The sequence below is a fragment of the Thermostichus sp. OS-CIW-31 genome (assembly GCF_054060305.1).
This window is the reverse complement of sequence record NZ_JBSSDA010000018.1, coordinates 47,716-67,620: the sequence shown is the minus strand read 5'-3', so window position 1 is coordinate 67,620 and position 19,905 is coordinate 47,716. Positions and strand designations below refer to the sequence as shown.

Here is a 19,905-nt window from a genome sequence, read left to right as displayed (position 1 = left end):
GCTGTTGGGCAGCAATTCGTACTTGAAGGCTTGAAGTCGTTGCACCGCTCAATCGTATTCTTGGCCTATGCGTGATGACAACGATATTCACATGGACGGCACTGCGTTTTTAAAGGGCGTCGGCTACGGTCGGCGCTATCCTTCCCTGCCCTGAAGGACGGGGCTTGCCGCGCCTTTTGGTCAATGGGATCCCTCTCCTCAGGGCACGACCAACACCGGGCAGGGGGCAAGATCGATCACGCGGTGGCTGACAGAGTTATTCTGCCCCTCTCCGGAGAGGGTGAGGCCGCGGGATCCCATTACAATTAGGCTAATCTCCAGCTCGTCTGCCACATCACAGATGACAAAAGGCACCTTTCCCTCTCGATACTCACTCTTGACGCTGTTGAGGCCGATTTGATGCAGGCCAGACTCCGTTTGCTTGAGCAGGTTGTGGATGTTTTGCCGAGCTTGTTCCGCCCTCTCCGCGTCCAGCTCCGCGGCATCCAGTACAGAGAGCAAGTACACCTGACTTTTGTAGCGCTGCGCTATGTCTGCCACCAAGGGCAAGGCGTGGCTGGTCTCACGCGAGTTGTCGATGGGAAAGAGCAGCTTGTCGAACATAGTCGCGGATTCCGCGGTCAAGCCCATTCCCTATCCAAGTTGGGGGCTTGCCCTATTCTATCAATTTTACCGGGAGCTCAATGGCCTCATTCCACCCCTGCCCGTTTTCCTGTTGTCAGGGGCTCCACCTGGGCTGCTTCGCCCTAGCTGCAAACGGAGCTCCTCTGCTGTTTGGATGAGTAGCCATTCTATCATCCCGCGAAAGTCCAGCCGCCCTAAGCCATGCTGGGCTGAAGTTTACGCAATTCCTGCCAAAAATCCATTATTTTCAGATTGACCAAACTTGGAAAAGAATAATGAAAAAAATGTCGCCCCCCAGGGCAAAACCACATTTGATCCCCTGGCTTTAGGTGGTTTCTCCACTTCTCGAGCGAAGCAGGATCCACAATGGGGTCATCCTTGCTGGCGCAAACCAACATCGGCACCGACACTTTCTGGGCTGGAATCGCTATCACCTGAAATAGGGAGTGAGGTATGGGAGAAGTATCCAAATCTTTAGCCAGAGCATAGGAGAGTGAGCGTGCTCGCCACTGTTCTGAAGTAGGTAGAAGGCTCTGGGCTATACGCACCAAGAGTTGTTCCCGACTCCAGCAAAAGATTTTTCGCTGCACATAGAAATGGGCATGCCAAGTGGTAGCAGGCCAACCTCCCACGGCCAGCAAGGTCAGAGACTGTACCCGCTGTGGGTAACGGCAGGCAAAAAGATAAGCGGCCACCCCGCTCAAGCCGTGGCCGATAAGATGAACGGGTCGATCCCAAGCTTTGAGATATTCGTATAGCAGCGTGATTACAGTCTCCAGGCTACAAGGCTCATCCTGGGTTTGGTGGTACTCCCAGTAGGCTATCCGAAAGCATTTCCCCAGGGATCCTAATAAAGGCTGATCAAAGAGCTTGAGACTGGGAGAAATGCCCAGATACAGGGCCTCAAAAGCGAGCGCAGAAGCGGAGCTTAAACTCATATTCGCTATTCCATCTCGACTGTTAAAACCATCAAGGCTGCTAGCCAAACAAAAGATCTACAAAGTCCAGTAGCCAGAAACCAACCGGCAAAGTGCGGTTGAACCATGCAATTGTGAACAGTGCAATTGCCATTGGAAAATGCGGCCCAAAGGATCCGAGCCGATCTGGATAGAGGAGAGGGGACAATACCCCTCTCCTTTCTGCAGATCCCCGAACCAGGGAGCCTCAAACCTCATTCACAGCCCAGGCAAAATCTGGGCCAACACGTCCGCACTGTTCAGGAGCATGTAGGCAAACAGGGCACCGCCAACGCCGCCCACCAGAAACCCTCCCGCCAACTGGCTCCAGCCGGCACGGGTGCGCAAGTTTTCGGGCAAGTCCTCCGATCCTGCCGGTACTCGCACCGGCTGAGGGGATCCCTGCGATTCCGCCATCAGTTGCACTCCCGGCGTCGGATAGGCCACCTCTCCATAGGGGGTGTTCACCACCGCCACCAGCCGCGAGCGCGGAAAAGAGACTCGTCCATAGATCGAAAGACAAACCGTTAGGATCAGCACCAGACCAATGGCCGCCAGCGTACCTGCCGTCAGGGCTTGCTCCGAATTCCGCAGCGGACTCAACTTGTAAAACGGCCCCACCAGGAAGTACCCATGGGCCATGCCGATCTCCAAACCGCGCAGGAAAGGCGACAAGCCCTCCCGGTAGATGGGCAGGTTTTGCAGCAGCAGCAGGGTGAGATCGCCCTGGTTTACCGGCGTGTCCAAGTTGCCCACCTGGGGATCTGTGGCTCGCACCCAGCCCCCGCGCTGGAAGTCAAAGCCGCTGGCCGCCGCCCGCGCCCGGATGGCATGCCAGATGTGCCCCGCCAAAAACAGGATCCCCAAGACAAAGTGGGCTGTAGCCAACCAGGTACGGCTGCTTACAATTCCCCTTTCGTCAGCGGCCAGCCCCAGCGGCCCGTAAAAAGCCGCAGGGTAGGCGATCTCATTGACGCTGACAAAATAGGCCGCCAAGATGCCCATGTAAGCCAGGGCCCCCAGGCTGTAGGAGAGGTAGGCTTCGCCCGAGTAGATCAAGACTTGCTTGGCCCAGGCAAAGGGGCGCGTGGCTATGTGCCACCATCCCCCCAGCACGCAGAGCAGGCCCACGTAGATGTGTCCCCCCACCAGGTCTTCCAGGTTGTCCACGGCGGCCATGCCCTGCTGACCCATCAGCGGCGTCAAGTAGGCGAAGATCCGCAGCGGATTGAGGGTGGGATCCGCAACGATCCGCACGCGGCCCAGGTTGGCATCGTACAGCCCTCCCCAAAAGAGAGCCTTGGCCACCAGCAGCCATGCACCCAGCCCCAGCAGCAGCAGGTGGATGCCGAGGATGGTGGTCATCTTGTCGTCATCTTCCCAGTCGTAGCCGAAAAACTCGGCAAAGGTTTTCCCCTTGCTCAGCACCTCTGGTCCCAAAAGGGCATGGAAGATCCCTCCTGCCCCCAGCACTGCCGAGGCAATTAGGTGCAGAACGCCCACGACAAAAAAGGGATAGGGATCCGTAACCACCCCTTCTGCGTTGACGCCGATGCCCAAGCTGGCCAGATGGGGCAACAAAATCAGCCCCTGGCTGTACATAGGTTGATTTGGATCCCAGTGGGCCACCTCGAACAAGGTCATGCCGCCGGCCCACAGCATGATCAGCCCCGCATGGGCCACGTGGGCCCCCAGCAGCTTTCCGGATAGGTTGAGCAAACGAGCATTCCCTGCCAACCAACTGACCTGAGGGGATCCCTCAGCAGAAGTAGGCGATGAAGATAGAACTGCGCCGGTCATGACAAACTCCCACAGTATCAATGACAAGTTAAGAAGCCGGGTTTGAATTACAGATTGAAGAGCGTTTTTAGTTTAGCCGTCCACTCTTTAATTCGTTTTTCCGTCAGCTCTGGTTGGTTATCTTCGTCCAGAGCAAGGCCGACAAACTCACCGTCAACCACTCCCTTAGACTCGTTGAACTCGTAGCCTTCTGTAGGCCAGGAGCCGACATTTTTGCCGCCACGCTCGGCAATTTTTTCGGCCAGGATCCCCATGGCATCTTGAAAGTTGTCGGGATAGCCCAACTGATCCCCAACTCCAAAGTAGGCTACCGTCTTACCGGAAAAATCGATCTCATCCAAATTTGGGAAAAAACCATCCCAATCAGCCTGAAGCTCCCCAATATTCCAAGTTGGACAGCCGATGATTAAGTAGTCGTACTTCTCAAAGTCCTCAATGTTGGCCTCGGCAATGTCAATTAAATCTACATTGTCTTCGCCCAGCTCTTTTTGAATCATCTCGGCAGCTCTTTCGGTATTTCCGGTTTGAGTGCCGAAAAATAGACCTATTTTTGCCATTGCTCCTACCTCGAAACTGCAAGTGCGAAGCTCAAAATCAGATGGCTAGATAGTCAATGCCTTCAGCGTGCCGTTAGGCCTGCTGTGCAGCGAGCTCTACTCTGCCGGTACGGAAATTGAATCCTCGGGCTTTCAGGGCATGGAAAAGGTGGCCCTGAAGGAAGAAAAAGGCCAGCCAAAAGTGGGCATTGGCCAGCCAAACCCTAGACGTGAGAGCCTCTCCTTGCTCAAAAAAGGGATAGCGATCCAAGCCCACCTGAAGCAGCGGCCCATAGAAAACTTCGGGATAAACCACTGGGTTAACCGCAACGAAATAGGCAGCAATAAACCCCATCAAGGCCAAAGCTCCCAGGCTGTAGGAAAGATAAGCCTCTCCCGACCAGACAAAAATTCGCTCTGCCCAGCCAAAAGGCTTGGTCGCGATATGCCAAACCCCACCTGCCACCAGGAGCAAGCCCAGCCAGAGGTGGCCGCCCACCACGTCTTCTAAAGTGTCCACCCCGGCGATCCAGTGGCGCCCTTCTATGCCCAACAGGTGGCCAAAGGGGTTCCAGTTGGGAGACACCAGGCGCACCTCTCCTGCCACCGGGTCGAACAAGCCGCCAAACACCACTGCCTTGAGCACCAAAAGCCAGGCTCCCAATCCCAGCAGCACCAGGTGGATCCCTAGGATGGTGGTCATCTTGTTTTTGTCTTGCCAGTCGTAGCTAAACAGGGGAAAGGCTTTGGGATCCAGCACCGCCGGCCCGCGCAGGGCATGAAAAATGCCGCCAAACCCCAAAAAGGCAGAGCTGATGAGGTGGATCGCTCCCACCGCAAAGTAGATATCCGTATCCAGGACTTCCCCGCCGGATCCCACCCCCAGCCCCAAGCTGGCCAGGTGGGGCAAGAGAATCAGCCCCTGCTCATACATCGGTCGGCTGGGGTCAAACTTGGCCAACTCGATCAGGGTCATCGCCCCTGCCCAGAGAACGATCAGCCCGGCATGGGCCACATGCGCCCCCAGCAGCCGGCCAGAAAGATCGGTCAAACGGGCGTTGCCCGCCCACCACGGGATCTGTTGTTGCGAGCTAGATCCCCCTTCTTGCTTGAGTGTCGTCGCTGTCATCTCCGCTCCTCTTGCGTTTCTAAACAAGCTTTTCTAGGAAAAGGCCAGAGACCTTGCCCCAGGCCCGCCTCTGGCCGCACGGACACATCCTTTCGAGACACGTAACCAACTGTTGAGAGTAAATCTCAACAGCGAGCTGTGACCTACTCTAGGCTTCTTGCAAACAAATATCAATGTCTTTAGAGTTAAGTTTTGTTAAGAGTCGGACTTGTATCCGCCCATAGCCCCACCTGGGGAAGCTGCAGATGGAAGCTGGCCCGCAGAGGGACGAGCCGGGCGATCCGGTGGCAGCCGGTGATAAAAATCTCTCCCTTCTTAAGATTGAGTCGCAATAGCTGGATTACAATCAAGCCAAAGTTGGCCAAGTCGAGGGCAAAGGAGTCGGAGGAGATGTCGAGGTATCTGAAGCTGTGGACGGGGATAGGGCTTTATGTTCTGGTCAGCGGGGCCGCTTGCGGGGAAACCCAAAAGGATCCCTCGGCTGCGGGCGGCGGGGATCCACCGGCCCTGAGCCAGGCTTCGCCTCAGCAGGCAGCTCAAATGAACCCGGAGTGTCGGCCTATCCCGGTGGATGGCGGCGGCGAGGGTGGGGAAGAAGGGGCAGGCTCTCGCCGGCCAGCCGTTGTGCTCTCTCCTGAGCAGCGGTTTCAGGATCGGCAGATTTTGCTCGACTTTGCCGATCAGGTGGTGATCCCTGCCTATGAGCAGTTGGTCGCCGATACCCAGGCCCTGTCTCAGGCCATCCAGGCCTTCGTGCAAGATCCCAATGCCCAGACTTTGCAAGCGGCTCGCCAGGCTTGGTCTGTTGCCCGCATCACTTGGGAGGAGAGCGAGGCTTTTGCCTTTGGGCCGGCGGCTTATTTGGGGCTGGATGCGGATTTGGACGAATGGCCCCTGAACGAGGTGGAGGTGCTGGAAGTTCTCAACAGCGGCGATCCCCTCACTCCAGAGACCGTGGCCGAGTTGGAAAGCGGGCAAAAGGGATTTCATGCCGTGGCCTTCTTGCTCTTTGGCGTGGATAACAACAAGTCTTTGCAAGACTTTACCGAGCGGGATCGGGAGTACTTGGCTGCCCTTGGCCCAGTTTTGGCGGATACGGCGGCAAAGCTGCTCAAAAGCTGGACAGAGGGAGTGCAAGGGCTGCCTGCTTTTCGCGAAGAATGGGTAAAAGCCGGCGAGGGCAGCAAGAGTTATCTCACGCTGCAAGCTGCTGCTGAAGAAATAGCCCAAGGTATTCTCGGCATGTTGGACGAGCTGGGCAAGGTCAAAATTGGCGAAGCCTTCGCCCAGCAAAATCCTTTTCTGCTGGAAAGTCGCTTTGCCCACCATTCGCTGCCGGAGTTCCAGGCCAATGTGCGCAGCGTTCAGTATGCTTACTTGGGCGGATTTAGAGATAGAAAAGGTCGTGGCCTGAGCCAATTTGTCCGGGACATCAATCCCAATTTGGATAGTCAAATTCAGTCGGAGTTACAAGCAGCGGCGGCGGCTCTCCAGGGGATCCCTGCCCCTATCGAAAAAAGCCTTTGCGATGCCAATGCCCGTGGATCTATTACTGCCGCTATGGAAAAAATTGAAGACGCTTTCGACAGCTTTGCTCAGGAAGTTGTGCCGCTCCTGCAGTAGTAAGAAAGTCCCAAAAGAGCTGAGTTGCCGATATTTTGATAGCCGATGCGTCGTCTTCTCCAGATTTTCATGCTGGGATTGGCCTCTCTTTGGGCGGCGAGCTTTCTGGCTTTCCCCGCTGCCCCAGAGGGATCCCAGCCATTGCCCCCTCGAGCGGGTGGCGAAACAACCCTTTGGAACCGCACCTCAACAGCCTACGAGCAGCCGGCTCCCAACTTGGATCCCCGCTGGGCCAGGTTGCATGCCCTGGGGGACATCGCCTTTGAGGCTCGCTTCGTCACCGCTCCGGCGCCTGTTAACCCCGGCCTTGGGCCTCTGTTCAACAACAACTCCTGCGCCGGTTGTCATGTTAAAAACGGCCGAGGTTTTCCTGACAAGGGGCAGCGGGTCGTCAGAGTCAGCCAGGTTGGATCCCTGGATAGAAGCGGGGATCCCCAGCCTTTTGGATGGGAGGCCATTGCTCCTCATAGCAACACTCCCCCTGTGGCCGGCATCGGCACGCAGGTTCAAGAAAAGGCCGTTCGGGGCTATCGGCCAGAGGCCAAGGTGGAGTTGCACTGGGTAGAGCAGACCAGAGAGTACGCCGACGGAACTCCCTACAGGCTGCGTTCTCCTGTTGTAAAGCTGTTAACTCTGGAGGGATCGCCCATCGATCCTGTCCTCATCTCCCTGCGGATCCCCCAGCCGGTGTTTGGAGCGGGCCTACTGGAGGCCGTTCCCGCTTCTAGGATCCTGGCAGCAGCCGATCCTGACGACGCCGATGGGGATGGCATCTCTGGCCGCCCCAACTTGGTTTGGGATCAAGAGCAGCAGCGTCTGGTGCTGGGACGGTTTGGTTGGAAAGCCAATACCCCCAACCTCAGGCAACAAACTGCGGCCGCCTACGCCAACGACATGGGTGTCACGAATCCTCTTTTTCCGGCCGCGGATGGCAGCCAAGATATCGACGAGGCCACTCTCCAAGCGACAACCGTTTACGTGCAAACCCTGGCCGTGCCTGGCCGCGCCCTTTGGCAGGATCCCCAAGTTCAGCGAGGGGAAAAGCTCTTCGTCCAAGCCCAATGCGCCAAGTGTCACCGACCAGAGCTACAAACCGGCATTCATGAGATCCCTGCCCTGGCCAACCAAGTCATCCACCCCTACACCGATTTGCTGTTGCATGACATGGGCGAAGGACTAGCAGATGGCCGCGCTGACTTCGAGGCCACGGGCCGAGAATGGCGCACCCCCCCTTTGTGGGGCATCGGCTTGTCGCAGACAGTTCTGCCCTCCTCCGGCTATTTGCACGATGGCCGCGCCCGCAGCCTCGAGGAGGCCATTCTCTGGCATGGGGGAGAAGCTGAACGCTCCCGCGAGATCTTTAAAAATATGGCTGCTGAAGACAGAGAAGCCCTGCTCTATTTTCTTCGATCCCTCTAGAGCTCTGCCCATTTCCGCAGCAGGTTCGCGTAAACTTTGGAGATCAAATCAAAGTGGCGTGTCTTGCCCGATTCCTGAAACATCTGCTGCCGCACAGTCTGTAAATCAAAGAGGATCTCGCGTTCTTGCGGATCCCTAATTAGGCTTTGAACCCAACTGACGGCAGCATAGCGGATCCCACGGGTTACAGGCTCAACTCGGTGCAAGGTGGAAGCAGGATAGAGGATCAAAGCACCCGCCGGCAGCTTGTAGGCTTGCTCCCCCTCGCTACTCTCGATCTTCAGCTCACCGCCATCATAGTCTTCAGGGGCACTTAGAAATAGCGTAAAGGAAATATCCGTGCGCATCAGCTGATGCCGATCGAGCATCAGCGCATCGTCGGTATGAGTGCCATAGGACATTCCCGCTTCGTAGCAGCTAATTAAAATGGAATGAATGAGCTTGGGCCGGGCAGCCATCTGGAACAACAAATTACGCTCTAGAGCTGCCAAGATAATCTCCTCTATCTTCCGTTGCTGAAGGGATCCCTTTGGCATTTGCCTATTGTTTTTGACAAGCCTGGCATTCCAGCCTGCCGTCAGAGCACCATCCACAAATTCAGCATCGGCTATGAGGGACAGAATCTGTTGCAATTCTGCTAAACTAAGAACATCGCCAATACACAAGATCATTATCAACCTCTAAAAAGCAAAATACATGACACCTTCTACACTAGCAAAACAAGCCTTATGAAAATCATGCCTACTTCGAGCATCCCTCGGAAACCTTAAGCATCTAGCAGAGAAAGTAGAGATCTTTTGCCCTATGCAGCCACCTTCTGGTATTCGACAAAAAGAGCTCTGCGAGCTATTGGGCTTAGACTACAAGGCTGTTGCCACCGAGGCAAAGCGTCTGGGCTTGAGCACACATGCCTATCTGCAACAGAAAACAGGTTGGATCCTGAAGGATGAACTCTATTATCCGCCCGGCACTACCTTTGACAAGTCAGCAGATGGCGAGTCAGTAGGATCGTCCCCTACCCCCTCAGAGGATTTGTCCTCTAGCAGCAAAATCAATTCCAGAAAAAGGAAAGACATCCTCTCACTGCTGTTGTTGCTTGTTGTCCTGTTAGCTGCCATCTTGCTGGCCCGTCGCTTAGATCCAGAGGCAACTCGAGAATTTATAGCAAAACTAGGCCCCTGGGCACCCCTTGCCCTGATTGGATTACGCTCCCTGAGTATTATTATTCCTGCCATACCCAGCACCCTTTACTCCATCTTGGCAGGAGCCCTCTTTGGATTTGGATCGGGAATCCTTTACATTGCAATTGCTGATTTTATCTCTTGTACACTTAACTTCTACCTAGCCAGAAAGTTTGGTAGAGACCTAGTACAGCGAGTAGTTGGGCGACAATGGATGTACAAAGTCGATGCCCTTTCAGCTAACTATCTGGAAAACAATATTTTTCTTACAGCTGGTTTTTTAATGACGGGCCTATTCGACTTTGTCGCCTACGCCGCCGGCCTAACCCAAATAAAATGGCAGAACTTTCTTCTCGCCCTAGCTTTGGGCATTGCCGTCTCTACACCCCCAGTAGTGGCTCTGGGGGCAGGGATCCTAGAGCAGGGAAGGTGGCTGCTGGGCTTTGCTTTGCTGGGAATGTTTGCTTTGGCGATGTTAAGCGGCTGGCTGAGTAAAAGGCGGCGTTCTTAACTTGCCTTTGATAAAGTCAGAACAAAAGCAAGGTCAGCAGTGGCTTCTAACTCATGGGGAACATTTGCCGAAATTAAGACAAATATGCCCGGAGATAGAGAGATCTTCTCACCTGCAAGGGTTAAGACTCCAGTTCCTTCAATGACGTGGAGAGTAGCGTCCCTTGTGGAGGTATGCTCGGAAATACTTGTGCCTCCCGCCATACAGAAAAGAGTATGTTGGCAGACTTCACTTTTCCAAATGATCTTGCTGAGAACTCCTTCCACAGAATAAGCAATGTGATCTTTGAGCTGCAAAAAAGGTGACTCAGGGGAGACAAGAGACATCATTAAGCCTCCTTCTTGGCAATCAGTATGATGTAGCCTAGGTTATTTCGATATCGGCTAAAGATTTGCTTCATAGATAAGATCCGCTGCCGGATTACAGGACGTGTAAGCACATTCCACACCATAGTTAAGAGCGTCGGCAATCCTTCCTCTGTAGCAATAGCAACGGGATTGAGCAAAGTTAAGGGGCCGGTGGCATACTGGACAACCGTAAGATTTGCTTGCTGAACAGTTGCAAGCCAGCTGTCAGTAGATAAAGGATTGGCATTGACATGGATTACGGAGGATAACTCCTTGCGGATAGCGTCGCTGTTGGATCCCTCAACTCGCAGCTCATGGCTGAGGAACTTACCCCCTGGCTTGAGGCAATTGTAAATCCCTGACAAAATCTTAGATTTTCCTGCATCGGACTGCATTGTTAAAATAGCTTCCGCCAAGACATAGTCAAATTTCTGATCGATTTGATCTAGGTGAAAGATATCGCCCTCGAGGATCTCAACTTGGCCGGCTAGCCCTGCTGCAGAAACATTAGCGCGAGTGCGAGCAATGTTATCTGGATTTTTCTCAATGCCGGTAACATGTATGCCATAGCGCTTTGCCAATCGAATAGCCGTGTAGCCAAGGCCTGAGGCAAGTTCCAGCACAGTTTCTCCTCGACGGAACTCGGCAAACTTGAAGAGCCGTTCGGTAGCGCCAAAGCCCCCCGGTCGAAGTGCCTTTTTACCTGCCGCAGCCAGTACCTGGTGTCCAGGTGCATTTTTTGAGTCCAGCTTAGACATAGGTAACTCCAAAGCTTTGCAGAATTGGGAAATATAGCATGGAGCAGATAGTGAAGACTTCTTTACTACTGATCAATCCATCCTCCTTCCGAAGTTGGTTTGCTAAGTGCTGCTATTGTACCCCTTGAGTCCTTAACAGGCTGTACCCTGTGGCCATCTGTTTTGAGCTTGGCTGTGAGCACCTCATCACCTTCTATAATGAGAGATGCCCACAGCCGCAAAGAAAAACTTATTTTTCTCAGCTATTCGAAAAATCGAATATTAGAGAAGAGGAAAAGTTGAGGGGATGAACTTTTTTGGCCATCCTGCTCTTCCCAAATTCTTCTCTCAACCAGAATCCAATACCGACCTATTTTTTGATAACGATCTTCGTAGATCATCTTTGCTTGAGTTTTTTCTCCAGTTCCTGGGCTACAATACTCAGCAGTGTAGTGAGTGGGTAGGTAGCCCTCACCTGTATCGTAAAACTCTTGAACTGAGACTGTAATTGTCCGATTGGCAAGATGGCGATGTACCATTTGAATGTGCTTGCCCTGAACCCAGTACCTATCGGTAGAAGATAAGCCCGAAACAAGAACTTCAGTGATGTCTGAATTTTGTGGCTCTCCATAGGCAAAGGCGTGGCCACCGTGTTCCTCGTCGAAGGAATGACGAACGCGATGCACCATGACTTCCCACATCTGTTCCCGTATTTTCTGGCGGATCTCCTCGTCCTCGACGCCGGCAACATCGATCTTCATGTTGCGGTCAATACTCACAACTCCTGAGAAGGAGAGGCTGCTGTCACCTTCTTTGGGAAAGTAGGTTATCTCAGCTCGGTAGCCAGGAAAGTCTTTGTCCCAGGTGTAGCGATTCTCAAAAGCCTCCTTGAATAGCTCTCGGGCCGGAGCTTGCTGTGCTGCCATAATCTCCTCCTTAATGAGAAATTTTACTATTTAAATCCTAGTAGAGGCTGATGGCTGGCCTTGGGATTTTAAGGTTTCCTTATGACTGGCCACCCGCTCAGCTCTCTTGTTCTCGAAGTTTCTCGAAGTTCTTGGCGGTTACCGATGGGCAGGAAGGCGGAACCTCAATCCTTCACTTGGCCTGAGGGGAGCCTTGAAGTTAATGAAAACCATTGGCAAGGCGCTGTCCACTGGCAACAGAGGGAGAGAGCTAAGCTAAAGCTCGGCGCTGTTGGCCTTTTGGCGACAAGCTGGCAGGAAGAGAGTCTGCTTTCTCAACTCACTCCATGTCCAAAATCCAACCCCTGAACCCAGAGCGGATCGCCCAGATGGCCGCGGGAGAGGTGATCGACTCGCTGGGGGCTGCTCTGCGAGAATTGCTGGAAAATGCCCTCGATGCTCAGGCCACCCGCATTCAGGTGGAGATCTGGCCCAGCCGCTGGCAGGTGCGGGTGGCCGATAACGGCCAAGGGATCCCCGCTTCGGAGCTGGAGCAGGTGGCCCGTCGCCACACCACCAGCAAGTTGGACGGTTGCAGCCTGGGGTTTCGGGGCGAAGCCTTGCACAGCCTGGCCCGGCTGGGATCCCTAGCTATCCAAACCCGCCACGCTGACGATGCTCACGGCTGGCTGGCCGCCTACGACCGACAGGGGGAGCTGATCCACAAGCAGCCGGCAGCCACTGCCTTGGGAACGGTGGTCACGGTTGCGGATTTGTTTGCCGACTGGCCTCTGCGCCGTCGGGCTTTGCCCCAAACTCGCCCGCTCCTAACCCTGGTGCAGAATGCAGCCCTAGCCCATCCCTGGGTCAGTTGGCAGGTGCATCAGGAAGGGCAATTGCTGCTCAGCCTCTGGCCGGGAAAGTCTCTGCAAGATCTGCTGCTGCAGGTGTTGCCGCAGGTGGATCCCACGGATCTGCGCTATCGGCGGATCCAGGATGGGGATAGCGATTGGGAAGTGGTGCTGGGCCTGCCGGATCGCCTGCATCGCCCCCACCCCGATTGGATCCGTGTGGCCGTAAACGGACGGTTTGTGCAGATGCCCGACTGGCAACGGCTGATCCAGTCGGTTTTTCACCACGCGTTGCCTCGCCACCGTCATCCACTGGTGGTTGTTCACCTGCGCCTGCCCCCAGAGCAGGTGGATTGGAACCGTCATCCTGCCAAAAGCGAGCTCTACCTGGAGAATCTGACGGCCCGCCAGGAGCAGTTGCGCCAACACCTGCACTCCCTTCTGCAATTGGGATCCGGGCAAGCCAGCCGCCGCTCTGTGCATCTGATCCGGGCCAGCGAGGCCAAGGTGGTCTATCGAGTCTCGCCCGATTTTCAGAGCCATCTTCCTCCCTCTGACCGGCCAACTTCTCCCTTGCCTCCCCTCAGGGCGCTGGCCCAACTGCATCGGATCTACATCTTGGCAGAGCACCCCCAGGGGTTATGGCTGGTGGAGCAACACCTGGCCCACGAGCGAGTTCGCTATGAGTACATCCAGCAGCATTGGCAACTGGTGGCACCGGCGACGCCCGTAACGCTGCAAGGACTATCGCCCCAAGCCCTGGAGCGGTTGGAGCAGTTGGGGCTGGAGCCGGAACCCTTCGGCCCCAATACCCATCTCATTCGACGCCTCCCTTTGGCTTTGGAGTCGGAAGATCCAGAAGAGGTACAGGGATCCCTGCTAGAGCTCAGCCGTTGTCAAGATGTGCAGGCAGCCCAGGTGGCGGTGGCCTGTCGAGGGGCCTTGCGCAATGGGATCCCACTGACCCTGGAGCAGATGCAAAAGCTGTTGGAAGCCTGGCAGCGCACCGCCAATCCCCACACTTGCCCTCATGGTCGCCCGGTCTACCTGGCCCTGGCAGAAAAAGATCTGGCCCGTTACTTCCGCCGCCGTTGGGGCCTCTGCGACCGGCCTATCTCCGACTCCAAACTGGGATCCCTATGGGAGCTGGATCCGCTGGGAGACAGGTTTGCCGCCCAGGTGCGCTCTTCTGCGTCGGATCCCACGGACGAGCCCAGCTCCACCCCACTATAATCGGGGGTGTCCAACTGCTGAAACCCCTGAAACTCCATGGCTTCTTATCTCAAACTCAAAGCCCAAGAAGAGACCTGGCTGCAGCGCCATTCCCGTCTGATCTTGGCGATCTTGGCCGGCCTGGGATCCCTGTTGACGGCCTATCTCACCTACACCAAGCTGACGGAGCAGCCCGCTGCCTTCTGCACGGGGGATGGGGGGTGTGACCTGGTGCTCTCCAGCCGTTGGGCAGAGTTTTTGGGGATCCCGACCGCGGCTGTTGGCCTGTTGGGATTTTTGGGAGTCTTGGCGCTGGCGGTGCTGCCGGATGGGCTCCCACTGGTGAAGCGGTGGCGCTGGCCGGCCCTGTTTGGCTTGGTTTCCGCCATGACCGCCTTTGAGATGTACATGCTTTACCTGATGGTGGCGGTGCTGCGGCAATTCTGCATGTATTGCACCACCGCGATTATCTTGGTGGCGGGGCTGGGGCTGGTGACCGTGCTGGGCCACCGCTGGCTGGATGGGGGCAAGCTGGCCTTCAGCTACATTCTGGTGGCCTTTCTCACATTGGTGACCACGATTGGGGTGTACGCCAACCAAGTTCCCCCGCCTAGCCCCCTGGCGGTAGGGTTGGCAGCCCACCTGCGGCAGATCGGCGGCACTATGTACGGGGCCTATTGGTGCCCCCATTGTCAAGATCAGAAAGAGCTGTTCGGGGCAGCTTTCGACCAAGTGCCCTACGTGGAGTGCTCCCCCAACGGCCCCGGCACTCCACAGGCTCGAGAATGCACAGAAGCGGGGATCACCAGCTATCCCACCTGGATCATCAATGGCCGCACCTACACAGGCGTTCGCTCTCTGGAAGCCTTGGCAGTGGCCTCTGGCTATCCGCTGGAAGAGGGCAGATAAACCCCTGGAGTCGGGATGAGGATGTGAACTCGGTTGCGCCCTGCCTGCTTGGCCTGGTAGAGCGCGCTATCCGCCTGCTGCAAGGCGGTTTCCGGTTCTGGGCAGTAGTCTTCGCTGAGCACGATCCCACCAATGCTGAGGGTAACCGGCAAGCTGCGCTTGGGGGAGATGTCAATGGGCCGTTTGGCGATAGCCTGCCGCAGAGACTCTGCGTAGCGACCACAGCGAGAGGGGCTAAGTCCGGGCGTAAGGCAAACAAATTCTTCCCCACCATAGCGGTAGAGCAGGCTGGAGGGCCGCAGTTGATTTTGCAGCCGCCCGACGATGGCCTGCAGCACACAGTCGCCAATGTAGTGGCCGTGGCTGTCGTTGATTTGCTTAAAGTGATCTACATCCATCATCAGCAGGCAGAGATAGCGGTAGCGAGCCTCCCCGCGGGCTCCCACCTGCTTGAGCAAATGGGGCAGTGCCTGATCCAGAGCTCGTCGGTTCAGCGCCCCGGTCAAGGGATCCGTCAAAGACAAAGACTCCAACAACTCATTGCGGGCTCGCAATTGCCGGTTGGCCTGGGCCAAAGCTTGGGTGAGCCGCTGGAGGCGCAGCCCTGCCCGCACCCGCGCTCGCAGCTCCTCGGGATCGACCGGCTTGGTGATGAATTCATCCGCCCCCGCATCCAGCCCCTCTACCCGAGCCTCAACTTCAGAACGGGACGTGAGCAAAATGAAATAGACGAACTGCCCTGCGGCGGATCCCTTGAGACGGCGACAGAACTCTACCCCCGATATCTCAGGCATGACCCAATCGCAGATCACCATGTCGGGCCACTCGTTCTCTTCCAAGCTTTGCAAGGGATCCCAAGCTGCTCGGCCGCTTTCCCAGCTTTCCACGTGGTACTGGGAGCCTGTGAGAGCATCGACAATATAGCGACGGACTACTGGGTCATCATCGACAACCCAAATGCGGGGAGTCCGGGCCGGAACAGAGCTCCAAAAGGTTTCTTCTGCTGAACCAGAAGGGTGGTACGCAGAATCCAAGCCCTCCAGATCAAGGGATGGCATAGCTAAAAAAGAGGGATCGCCCACTGTAGTCGGATCCCAATCTTAGCGCCAACAGCTAGTTGGAACCAGAGCCGGGAGCGGCCAGACAAGCATGGTTGGAGGCCCGCTCACGGAGCGCAAGGTGCAGTGCTTCCACAAACTGCCGCACCCGAATCGGGTCGATCATGGGAAAGGGATCCGAATAGCCTGCCGGCATGCCTGCGGAACGGGAAGACCGCTTCAGAGAACTGGCCACAATCACTCCATCTGCCCGCCGGATCAGGCTGCCGATGTTTTCAGCAGTAGCCCCCGAGCCGATGAGCAGCGGCACCTGAGGAGCAACTTTGCGGGCCAGCTCCAGCTCCTCGAGCAGGGGTGGCTTGCCGGTGGCCCAGCCGGAAAGGATGATGGCATCGGCCAGGCCGCGCTCCACCGTGTCGGTGATGGCCGCATCCAGGCTGATGGGACTTAGGGGTTGAGCGTGTTTCACCAGCACATCGGCAAAAATCTTGATATTAGCCCCCAGCTCCCGGCGATAGCGCAGCAGGCGGTAGGCATTCCCCTCGATAATGCCTTGGTCGGTCACCATCGCCCCGCAGAGCACATTCACCCGGATGAACTGCGCCCCCACGCAGGCGGCAATTGCCAGAGCACTGCAGCCATCGTTGCGCAAGACATTGATCCCAACCGGCAGCGAGACCAGGGTTTTCAGCCGCTGGACGATGACGGTCATGGCGCTGACCACCGCTGCGTCCACCCGATCCTTGGCAAAGGGGGCATCGTAAAAGTTCTCGACAAGGATCCCGTCTACCCCTCCTGCAGCCAGGGCAGTAGCTGCCTGTTCTGCCTGAGCGATCACCCATTCCAAGTCCCCCCCCCAGCGGGGTGAGGTGGGCAGCGGCAACAAATGAACCACCCCAATGACCGGATGGGGGGTTTTGAAGAGGTGTTGCAGCAGGTTCACCGGCAAGCTTCCTCAGGGATCCCTAACGATCTTACGCCTGGATCTGACCCACAGGGGTATTCTCTGGGGGAAGTGTAACATCAGGGCTGGGGGGAGAAGAGCGGGCTAGGCCTCGGAGCAATTGCGGCACCATACCCGGCCCTTCGTAAACCCAGCCGGTGTAGACCTGCAGCAGGCTGGCTCCCGCTTCCAGTTTCTCCAAGGCGTCGGCCAAGGTGAAGATGCCCCCCACTCCGATGATGGGCAATTTTCCTTGGGTGGAGCGGTGGATGTAGCGGATGACTTGGGTGGAACGCTCCCGCAAGGGGGCACCGCTGATCCCGCCGGCTTCTGCAAGGATTGGCCTAGACTCCGCTGGTGCGAAGGGGATCCCGCGGCCAGGCAGGAAACGGGTTTTCAGGTTATCGCGGCGCAGGGTGGTGTTGGTGGCCACAATCCCGGCCAGTTGATGGTCTTGGGCCAGCTCCAGGATGCTGTCGATGTCGGGCCAGTCCAGATCGGGGGCGATCTTCACCAGGAGGGGTTTTCGCTTCTGATTTTCCCGCTGTAAGGCAGATAGGATGGGCTCCAGTTGCTCAGCAGCCTGCAGGGATCGCAGCCCCGGCGTGTTGGGGGAGCTGACGTTGACCACAAAGTAGTCCCCCAGCTCCTGGAGCAGCCGGAAGCTGGCCAGGTAATCGGCAGCCGCTTCTTCCAGAGGGGTGATTTTGGCTTTGCCCAGGTTAATTCCAATGGGGATGGGACGTTGCTGTAGCCGGCGCAACCGTTCCGCCAGAGCCGCCGCCCCTTGGTTGTTAAAGCCCATGCGGTTGAGGGCGGCGCGATCTTGGGGCAGTTGAAACAGGCGAGGTTTGGGGTTGCCCGGTTGGGGCTGAGGAGTGATGGTGCCCACCTCTACAAAACCAAATCCTAGGCTGGGCCAGACGCCCAGAGCCAGGCCATCTTTGTCGAAGCCCGCAGCCAATCCAAGGGGATTGGGAAAGGTAAGGCCCCACAGCGACACCGCTAGCCGGGGATCCCGGTAGCAAAACAGTCGCTCCAGAGCCGATAGGATCCCGGTGGCCTGGGTGGCATCGATCCAATGCAAGGCGCGCAGCAGGCCCATCTTGACCGCTTCCGGGTCGGCTCTCAGCCCAGAAAAAAGCAGAGGCCACAACACATCTCGGTACAGGTTCACCGCAAAGACCCTCTACAGGTAAACTGCCCCTTGGCTGTAGCTTGCTTCCGCGTCGCAAAAATCGGTGAGCAACTGATGGACTCCGGGCTCACTGCCAGCTAAGGGATATCCCATTGCAGCACTCAACGGTAACCTCTCTGGGCTTGCTCTTTGCCGGAGATGGAGTCCCTTTGCCGCTCAAGGCTGGCTCCCCAAACTGCCCCCAACAGCAAGGTTACCAGCAGGTGAATGCGGCCATCCAACATCACCACATCCAAAAGCCCTGAGGCAAAAAACGCCGTCAAGGCCAGCAGCATCCCCAGCAGGACACTTTCTTGAGAGCGCCGCCAAGCATGCCATCCCCGCGCCAAAATCCAACCCCACAGGATCAGGTGGCCCAACAACAGCGGGATCCCACCCTCAGCCGCCAGGTGCAGGTACAAATTGTGGCAATGGCCCAGCAGCTCCGGCGGATCTTGAGCATTGTAAAGAGCGGCAAAGCTTTGCCAGCCCCAACCGGTCAAGGGCCGCTCCTGCACCATCTGCAGGGCGAATTGCCAAGCATCCAGCCGGTTGGCGGTGGAACTAAAGTAGAGCGCTTGAGGATCGAAGGTGTCTGCCAGACGGCTCCAAATCAATCGGGGCACAACAGCCCGCCAGCCCGGCCAATCCCAAGCAGCAGCCAAACCGGCCAATCCCAGACCGGCCAAGATCCCGATCCCCCACCAACAGCGCCGCAGGGCCAGCCCCATCATCAGCGCCAGCCCCCCCACTCCCCAGCCGTTGCGAGAGGCTGTCAGCAGCAACAAGAGGGATCCCAGCCCCAACACAGCTCCCAGCCCTACTGCCTGTGGCCAGTCTCTATCGGCTCGATCCAGCCACAGCCCTGCCGCCAAACACAGGTGGATCACCAGGTAGATGGCCAGGATATTGGGGGAAGTAAAAGCTGCCGCCGGTCGCTCTCCCCCGGCAACCCCCGTAATCCAAACCGGCCCCCAGAAGAAGTGCCCCTGCCATCCCCACAGCACTTCTCCCCAACCCAAAAGCAGCATCAGCCCGCTGCCCAGCACCAACACCTGGGCCAACCGCCGACGGCCTACAGGATGGAACTCCGTCCCGCTGACGCGAAAGGACTCCGTCCCGCTGACGCGATCGGCCAGAACAGCGGCAAAGGCCGGCAGCATCAATAAAAAAGGCCAGTAGTTGAACATCCCTGGCAGGCTCAGCCGCCAATCTTCCCCCAAAAAAGCCACTCCCACTGCCGCCAGGCTTAGGAGAGCCGCCAGTCCAAACAAGGGATCCCGCAGGATCGCCCCACCATAGCGGGTATAACCCTGGATCGTCCCCACCAAAGCCAAGAGTAAGCTGGGAGCCAGATTCACCGGGATCAGCGCCGCTGCCGCCAGCAGCCAGCCCCGCGGTTGAGAGGGCAAGGGATCCGGCGACAGTTGTTGAGACGAAACCGGTGCCGAAGAAGACATCACTCATCCTCGATGGGGATCCCTGGCCTGACCTGCCCCTGGCCGAAGTAGCGCCCAAATTGCAGCTCGTACACCTCATCTTCATCTTGGGTTTCTACCCAGAGCTCCGAGCGGGCATAGCCCACGCACAACAGCCCATACCCCTGCTCCTTCAACTCCCGCGAAATGCCCATGGCTTCCGGCTGGTACAGGGATCCCCGCCGTACCCGCACCGCACAGGTGGTACAGGCGCCATTGCGACAGGCAAAGGGCAGTTGGATCCCTTGGGCCTCGGCGCTGGCCAAAATGTATTGATCCGCCGGCACCTGGATTAGATAGTGAGTGTCCCGTTGGCGGTCATGGATGTGAACCGGGTAAGAAGGGACAGAAGAGAAAGGACGCATCGAGAAGTGGCCTTTTTGCAGAGGTCTTTATTCATGATTCCACAGGATTCTAGCCACTGCCCTGGCAAGCCCGAATTGGCTGGGGATCCCCAGGAGCTGAAGCCGATCTGTTGGTGGGTCTAAAGATAAACAAACAGACCCCGA

The 19,905-nt window shown here is 56.8% G+C and carries 19 protein-coding genes and 1 pseudogene; 6 read left to right on the top strand and 14 right to left on the bottom strand.

The genetic code is table 11. The annotated features are described in order from the left end of the window. Positions 1–198: 198 nt before the first annotated feature. The 5 genes from ACVWY9_RS11010 to ACVWY9_RS10990 form a co-directional block, all read right to left on the bottom strand. Positions 199–603, bottom strand: a complete 405-nt coding sequence (locus ACVWY9_RS11010; RefSeq protein WP_414357691.1) for a universal stress protein — start codon at positions 601–603, stop codon at positions 199–201. A 215-nt stretch (positions 604–818) separates the two neighbouring features. Beyond that, positions 819–1,610, bottom strand: a complete 792-nt coding sequence (locus ACVWY9_RS11005; protein WP_414374510.1) for an alpha/beta fold hydrolase — start codon at positions 1,608–1,610, stop codon at positions 819–821. A gap of 189 nt (positions 1,611–1,799) precedes the next feature. Continuing rightward, positions 1,800–3,380, bottom strand: coding sequence for a chlorophyll a/b binding light-harvesting protein (locus ACVWY9_RS11000; protein WP_414374509.1), 1,581 nt, complete (start codon positions 3,378–3,380; stop codon positions 1,800–1,802). A gap of 47 nt (positions 3,381–3,427) precedes the next feature. After that, a complete protein-coding gene (gene fldA, locus ACVWY9_RS10995; RefSeq protein ID WP_414407903.1) occupies positions 3,428–3,937 on the bottom strand; it encodes a flavodoxin FldA in 510 nt (169 codons plus the stop codon). A 73-nt stretch (positions 3,938–4,010) separates the two neighbouring features. Continuing rightward, positions 4,011–5,045, bottom strand: coding sequence for a chlorophyll a/b binding light-harvesting protein (locus ACVWY9_RS10990; protein ID WP_457388354.1), 1,035 nt, complete (start codon positions 5,043–5,045; stop codon positions 4,011–4,013). 390 nt (positions 5,046–5,435) lie between these two features. On the opposite strand from ACVWY9_RS10990, the gene ACVWY9_RS10985 reads away from it, so the two are divergent. Both ACVWY9_RS10985 and ACVWY9_RS10980 read left to right on the top strand, forming a co-directional pair. After that, the gene (locus ACVWY9_RS10985) at positions 5,436–6,668 is read left to right on the top strand and encodes an imelysin family protein (protein WP_011433843.1); all 1,233 of its coding nucleotides are present in this window, start codon (positions 5,436–5,438) and stop codon (positions 6,666–6,668) included. A 45-nt stretch (positions 6,669–6,713) separates the two neighbouring features. Beyond that, positions 6,714–8,087 carry a di-heme oxidoreductase family protein gene (locus ACVWY9_RS10980; protein ID WP_011433844.1) on the top strand — a complete coding sequence of 458 codons (1,374 nt, stop codon included), beginning with the start codon at positions 6,714–6,716 and terminating at the stop codon, positions 8,085–8,087. Here the strand turns inward: ACVWY9_RS10980 and ACVWY9_RS10975 are convergent. After that, positions 8,084–8,758, bottom strand: a complete 675-nt coding sequence (locus ACVWY9_RS10975) for a Fe2+-dependent dioxygenase (protein ID WP_011431398.1) — start codon at positions 8,756–8,758, stop codon at positions 8,084–8,086. The two genes, ACVWY9_RS10980 and ACVWY9_RS10975, sit on opposite strands and share 4 nt — an antisense overlap. A gap of 133 nt (positions 8,759–8,891) precedes the next feature. On the opposite strand from ACVWY9_RS10975, the gene ACVWY9_RS10970 reads away from it, so the two are divergent. Next, on the top strand, positions 8,892–9,779 hold the full coding sequence (locus ACVWY9_RS10970) for a TVP38/TMEM64 family protein (RefSeq protein ID WP_228375352.1): 888 nt from the start codon (positions 8,892–8,894) through the stop codon (positions 9,777–9,779). On the opposite strand, the gene ACVWY9_RS10965 is transcribed toward ACVWY9_RS10970, so the two are convergent. Both ACVWY9_RS10965 and ACVWY9_RS10960 read right to left on the bottom strand, forming a co-directional pair. Further along, positions 9,776–10,108 (bottom strand): cupin domain-containing protein, encoded by a 333-nt coding sequence (locus ACVWY9_RS10965; protein WP_011433845.1) that lies wholly within the window; start codon positions 10,106–10,108, stop codon positions 9,776–9,778. The two genes, ACVWY9_RS10970 and ACVWY9_RS10965, sit on opposite strands and share 4 nt — an antisense overlap. Further along, entirely contained in the window at positions 10,108–10,884 is a 777-nt protein-coding gene (locus tag ACVWY9_RS10960) for an SAM-dependent methyltransferase (protein WP_414358094.1), read from the bottom strand. The genes ACVWY9_RS10965 and ACVWY9_RS10960 overlap by 1 nt, the downstream gene beginning before the upstream one ends. Positions 10,885–10,895: 11 nt before the next feature. Between ACVWY9_RS10960 and ACVWY9_RS10955 the strand changes: the two are divergent. Further along, positions 10,896–11,012 (top strand): annotated as a pseudogene (locus tag ACVWY9_RS10955) (IS630 family transposase); the annotation flags it as partial. A 114-nt stretch (positions 11,013–11,126) separates the two neighbouring features. Here the strand turns inward: ACVWY9_RS10955 and ACVWY9_RS10950 are convergent. Next, a complete protein-coding gene (locus tag ACVWY9_RS10950) occupies positions 11,127–11,789 on the bottom strand; it encodes a DUF3386 domain-containing protein (protein WP_457388353.1) in 663 nt (220 codons plus the stop codon). A gap of 326 nt (positions 11,790–12,115) precedes the next feature. Here ACVWY9_RS10950 and mutL point away from each other — a divergent pair, with 326 nt between their 5' ends. Both mutL and ACVWY9_RS10940 read left to right on the top strand, forming a co-directional pair. Further along, positions 12,116–13,852, top strand: a complete 1,737-nt coding sequence (gene mutL / locus ACVWY9_RS10945; protein ID WP_457388352.1) for a DNA mismatch repair endonuclease MutL — start codon at positions 12,116–12,118, stop codon at positions 13,850–13,852. Between the two features lie 36 nt (positions 13,853–13,888). Then, on the top strand, positions 13,889–14,740 hold the full coding sequence (locus tag ACVWY9_RS10940; RefSeq protein WP_457388351.1) for a vitamin K epoxide reductase family protein: 852 nt from the start codon (positions 13,889–13,891) through the stop codon (positions 14,738–14,740). Here ACVWY9_RS10940 and ACVWY9_RS10935 read toward each other — a convergent pair. The 5 genes from ACVWY9_RS10935 to ACVWY9_RS10915 form a co-directional block, all read right to left on the bottom strand. Next, positions 14,716–15,798 (bottom strand): diguanylate cyclase, encoded by a 1,083-nt coding sequence (locus ACVWY9_RS10935; protein ID WP_457388350.1) that lies wholly within the window; start codon positions 15,796–15,798, stop codon positions 14,716–14,718. The two genes, ACVWY9_RS10940 and ACVWY9_RS10935, sit on opposite strands and share 25 nt — an antisense overlap. 55 nt (positions 15,799–15,853) lie before the next feature. After that, positions 15,854–16,741 carry a photosystem I biogenesis protein BtpA gene (btpA, locus tag ACVWY9_RS10930; RefSeq protein ID WP_011433849.1) on the bottom strand — a complete coding sequence of 296 codons (888 nt, stop codon included), beginning with the start codon at positions 16,739–16,741 and terminating at the stop codon, positions 15,854–15,856. A 31-nt stretch (positions 16,742–16,772) separates the two neighbouring features. Continuing rightward, positions 16,773–17,918 carry a quinone-dependent dihydroorotate dehydrogenase gene (locus ACVWY9_RS10925; protein ID WP_457388349.1) on the bottom strand — a complete coding sequence of 382 codons (1,146 nt, stop codon included), beginning with the start codon at positions 17,916–17,918 and terminating at the stop codon, positions 16,773–16,775. Positions 17,919–18,040: 122 nt separating this feature from the next. Further along, complete coding sequence (locus tag ACVWY9_RS10920) at positions 18,041–19,378, bottom strand: O-antigen ligase family protein (RefSeq protein WP_457388348.1); 1,338 nt, start codon at positions 19,376–19,378, stop codon at positions 18,041–18,043. Further along, complete coding sequence (locus ACVWY9_RS10915) at positions 19,378–19,761, bottom strand: 2Fe-2S iron-sulfur cluster-binding protein (RefSeq protein WP_414407531.1); 384 nt, start codon at positions 19,759–19,761, stop codon at positions 19,378–19,380. Before ACVWY9_RS10915 ends, ACVWY9_RS10920 begins: the two co-directional genes overlap by 1 nt. Positions 19,762–19,905 lie beyond the last annotated feature (144 nt).

Bases quoted from the DNA above. Each gene is read 5' to 3' on its own strand.
- ACVWY9_RS11010 (WP_414357691.1), bottom strand. From the start codon at position 603: ATGTTCGACAAGCTGCTCTTTCCCATCGACAACTCGCGTGAGACCAGC.
- ACVWY9_RS11000 (WP_414374509.1), bottom strand. From the start codon at position 3,380: ATGACCGGCGCAGTTCTATCTTCATCGCCTACTTCTGCTGAGGGATCC.
- fldA (WP_414407903.1), bottom strand. From the start codon at position 3,937: ATGGCAAAAATAGGTCTATTTTTCGGCACTCAAACCGGAAATACCGAA.
- ACVWY9_RS10990 (WP_457388354.1), bottom strand. From the start codon at position 5,045: ATGACAGCGACGACACTCAAGCAAGAAGGGGGATCTAGCTCGCAACAA.
- ACVWY9_RS10985 (WP_011433843.1), top strand. From the start codon at position 5,436: ATGTCGAGGTATCTGAAGCTGTGGACGGGGATAGGGCTTTATGTTCTG.
- ACVWY9_RS10980 (WP_011433844.1), top strand. From the start codon at position 6,714: ATGCGTCGTCTTCTCCAGATTTTCATGCTGGGATTGGCCTCTCTTTGG.
- ACVWY9_RS10975 (WP_011431398.1), bottom strand. From the start codon at position 8,758: ATGATCTTGTGTATTGGCGATGTTCTTAGTTTAGCAGAATTGCAACAG.
- ACVWY9_RS10970 (WP_228375352.1), top strand. From the start codon at position 8,892: ATGCAGCCACCTTCTGGTATTCGACAAAAAGAGCTCTGCGAGCTATTG.
- ACVWY9_RS10965 (WP_011433845.1), bottom strand. From the start codon at position 10,108: ATGATGTCTCTTGTCTCCCCTGAGTCACCTTTTTTGCAGCTCAAAGAT.
- ACVWY9_RS10960 (WP_414358094.1), bottom strand. From the start codon at position 10,884: ATGTCTAAGCTGGACTCAAAAAATGCACCTGGACACCAGGTACTGGCT.
- ACVWY9_RS10950 (WP_457388353.1), bottom strand. From the start codon at position 11,789: ATGGCAGCACAGCAAGCTCCGGCCCGAGAGCTATTCAAGGAGGCTTTT.
- mutL (WP_457388352.1), top strand. From the start codon at position 12,116: ATGTCCAAAATCCAACCCCTGAACCCAGAGCGGATCGCCCAGATGGCC.
- ACVWY9_RS10940 (WP_457388351.1), top strand. From the start codon at position 13,889: ATGGCTTCTTATCTCAAACTCAAAGCCCAAGAAGAGACCTGGCTGCAG.
- ACVWY9_RS10935 (WP_457388350.1), bottom strand. From the start codon at position 15,798: ATGCCATCCCTTGATCTGGAGGGCTTGGATTCTGCGTACCACCCTTCT.
- ACVWY9_RS10920 (WP_457388348.1), bottom strand. From the start codon at position 19,378: ATGTCTTCTTCGGCACCGGTTTCGTCTCAACAACTGTCGCCGGATCCC.
- ACVWY9_RS10915 (WP_414407531.1), bottom strand. From the start codon at position 19,761: ATGCGTCCTTTCTCTTCTGTCCCTTCTTACCCGGTTCACATCCATGAC.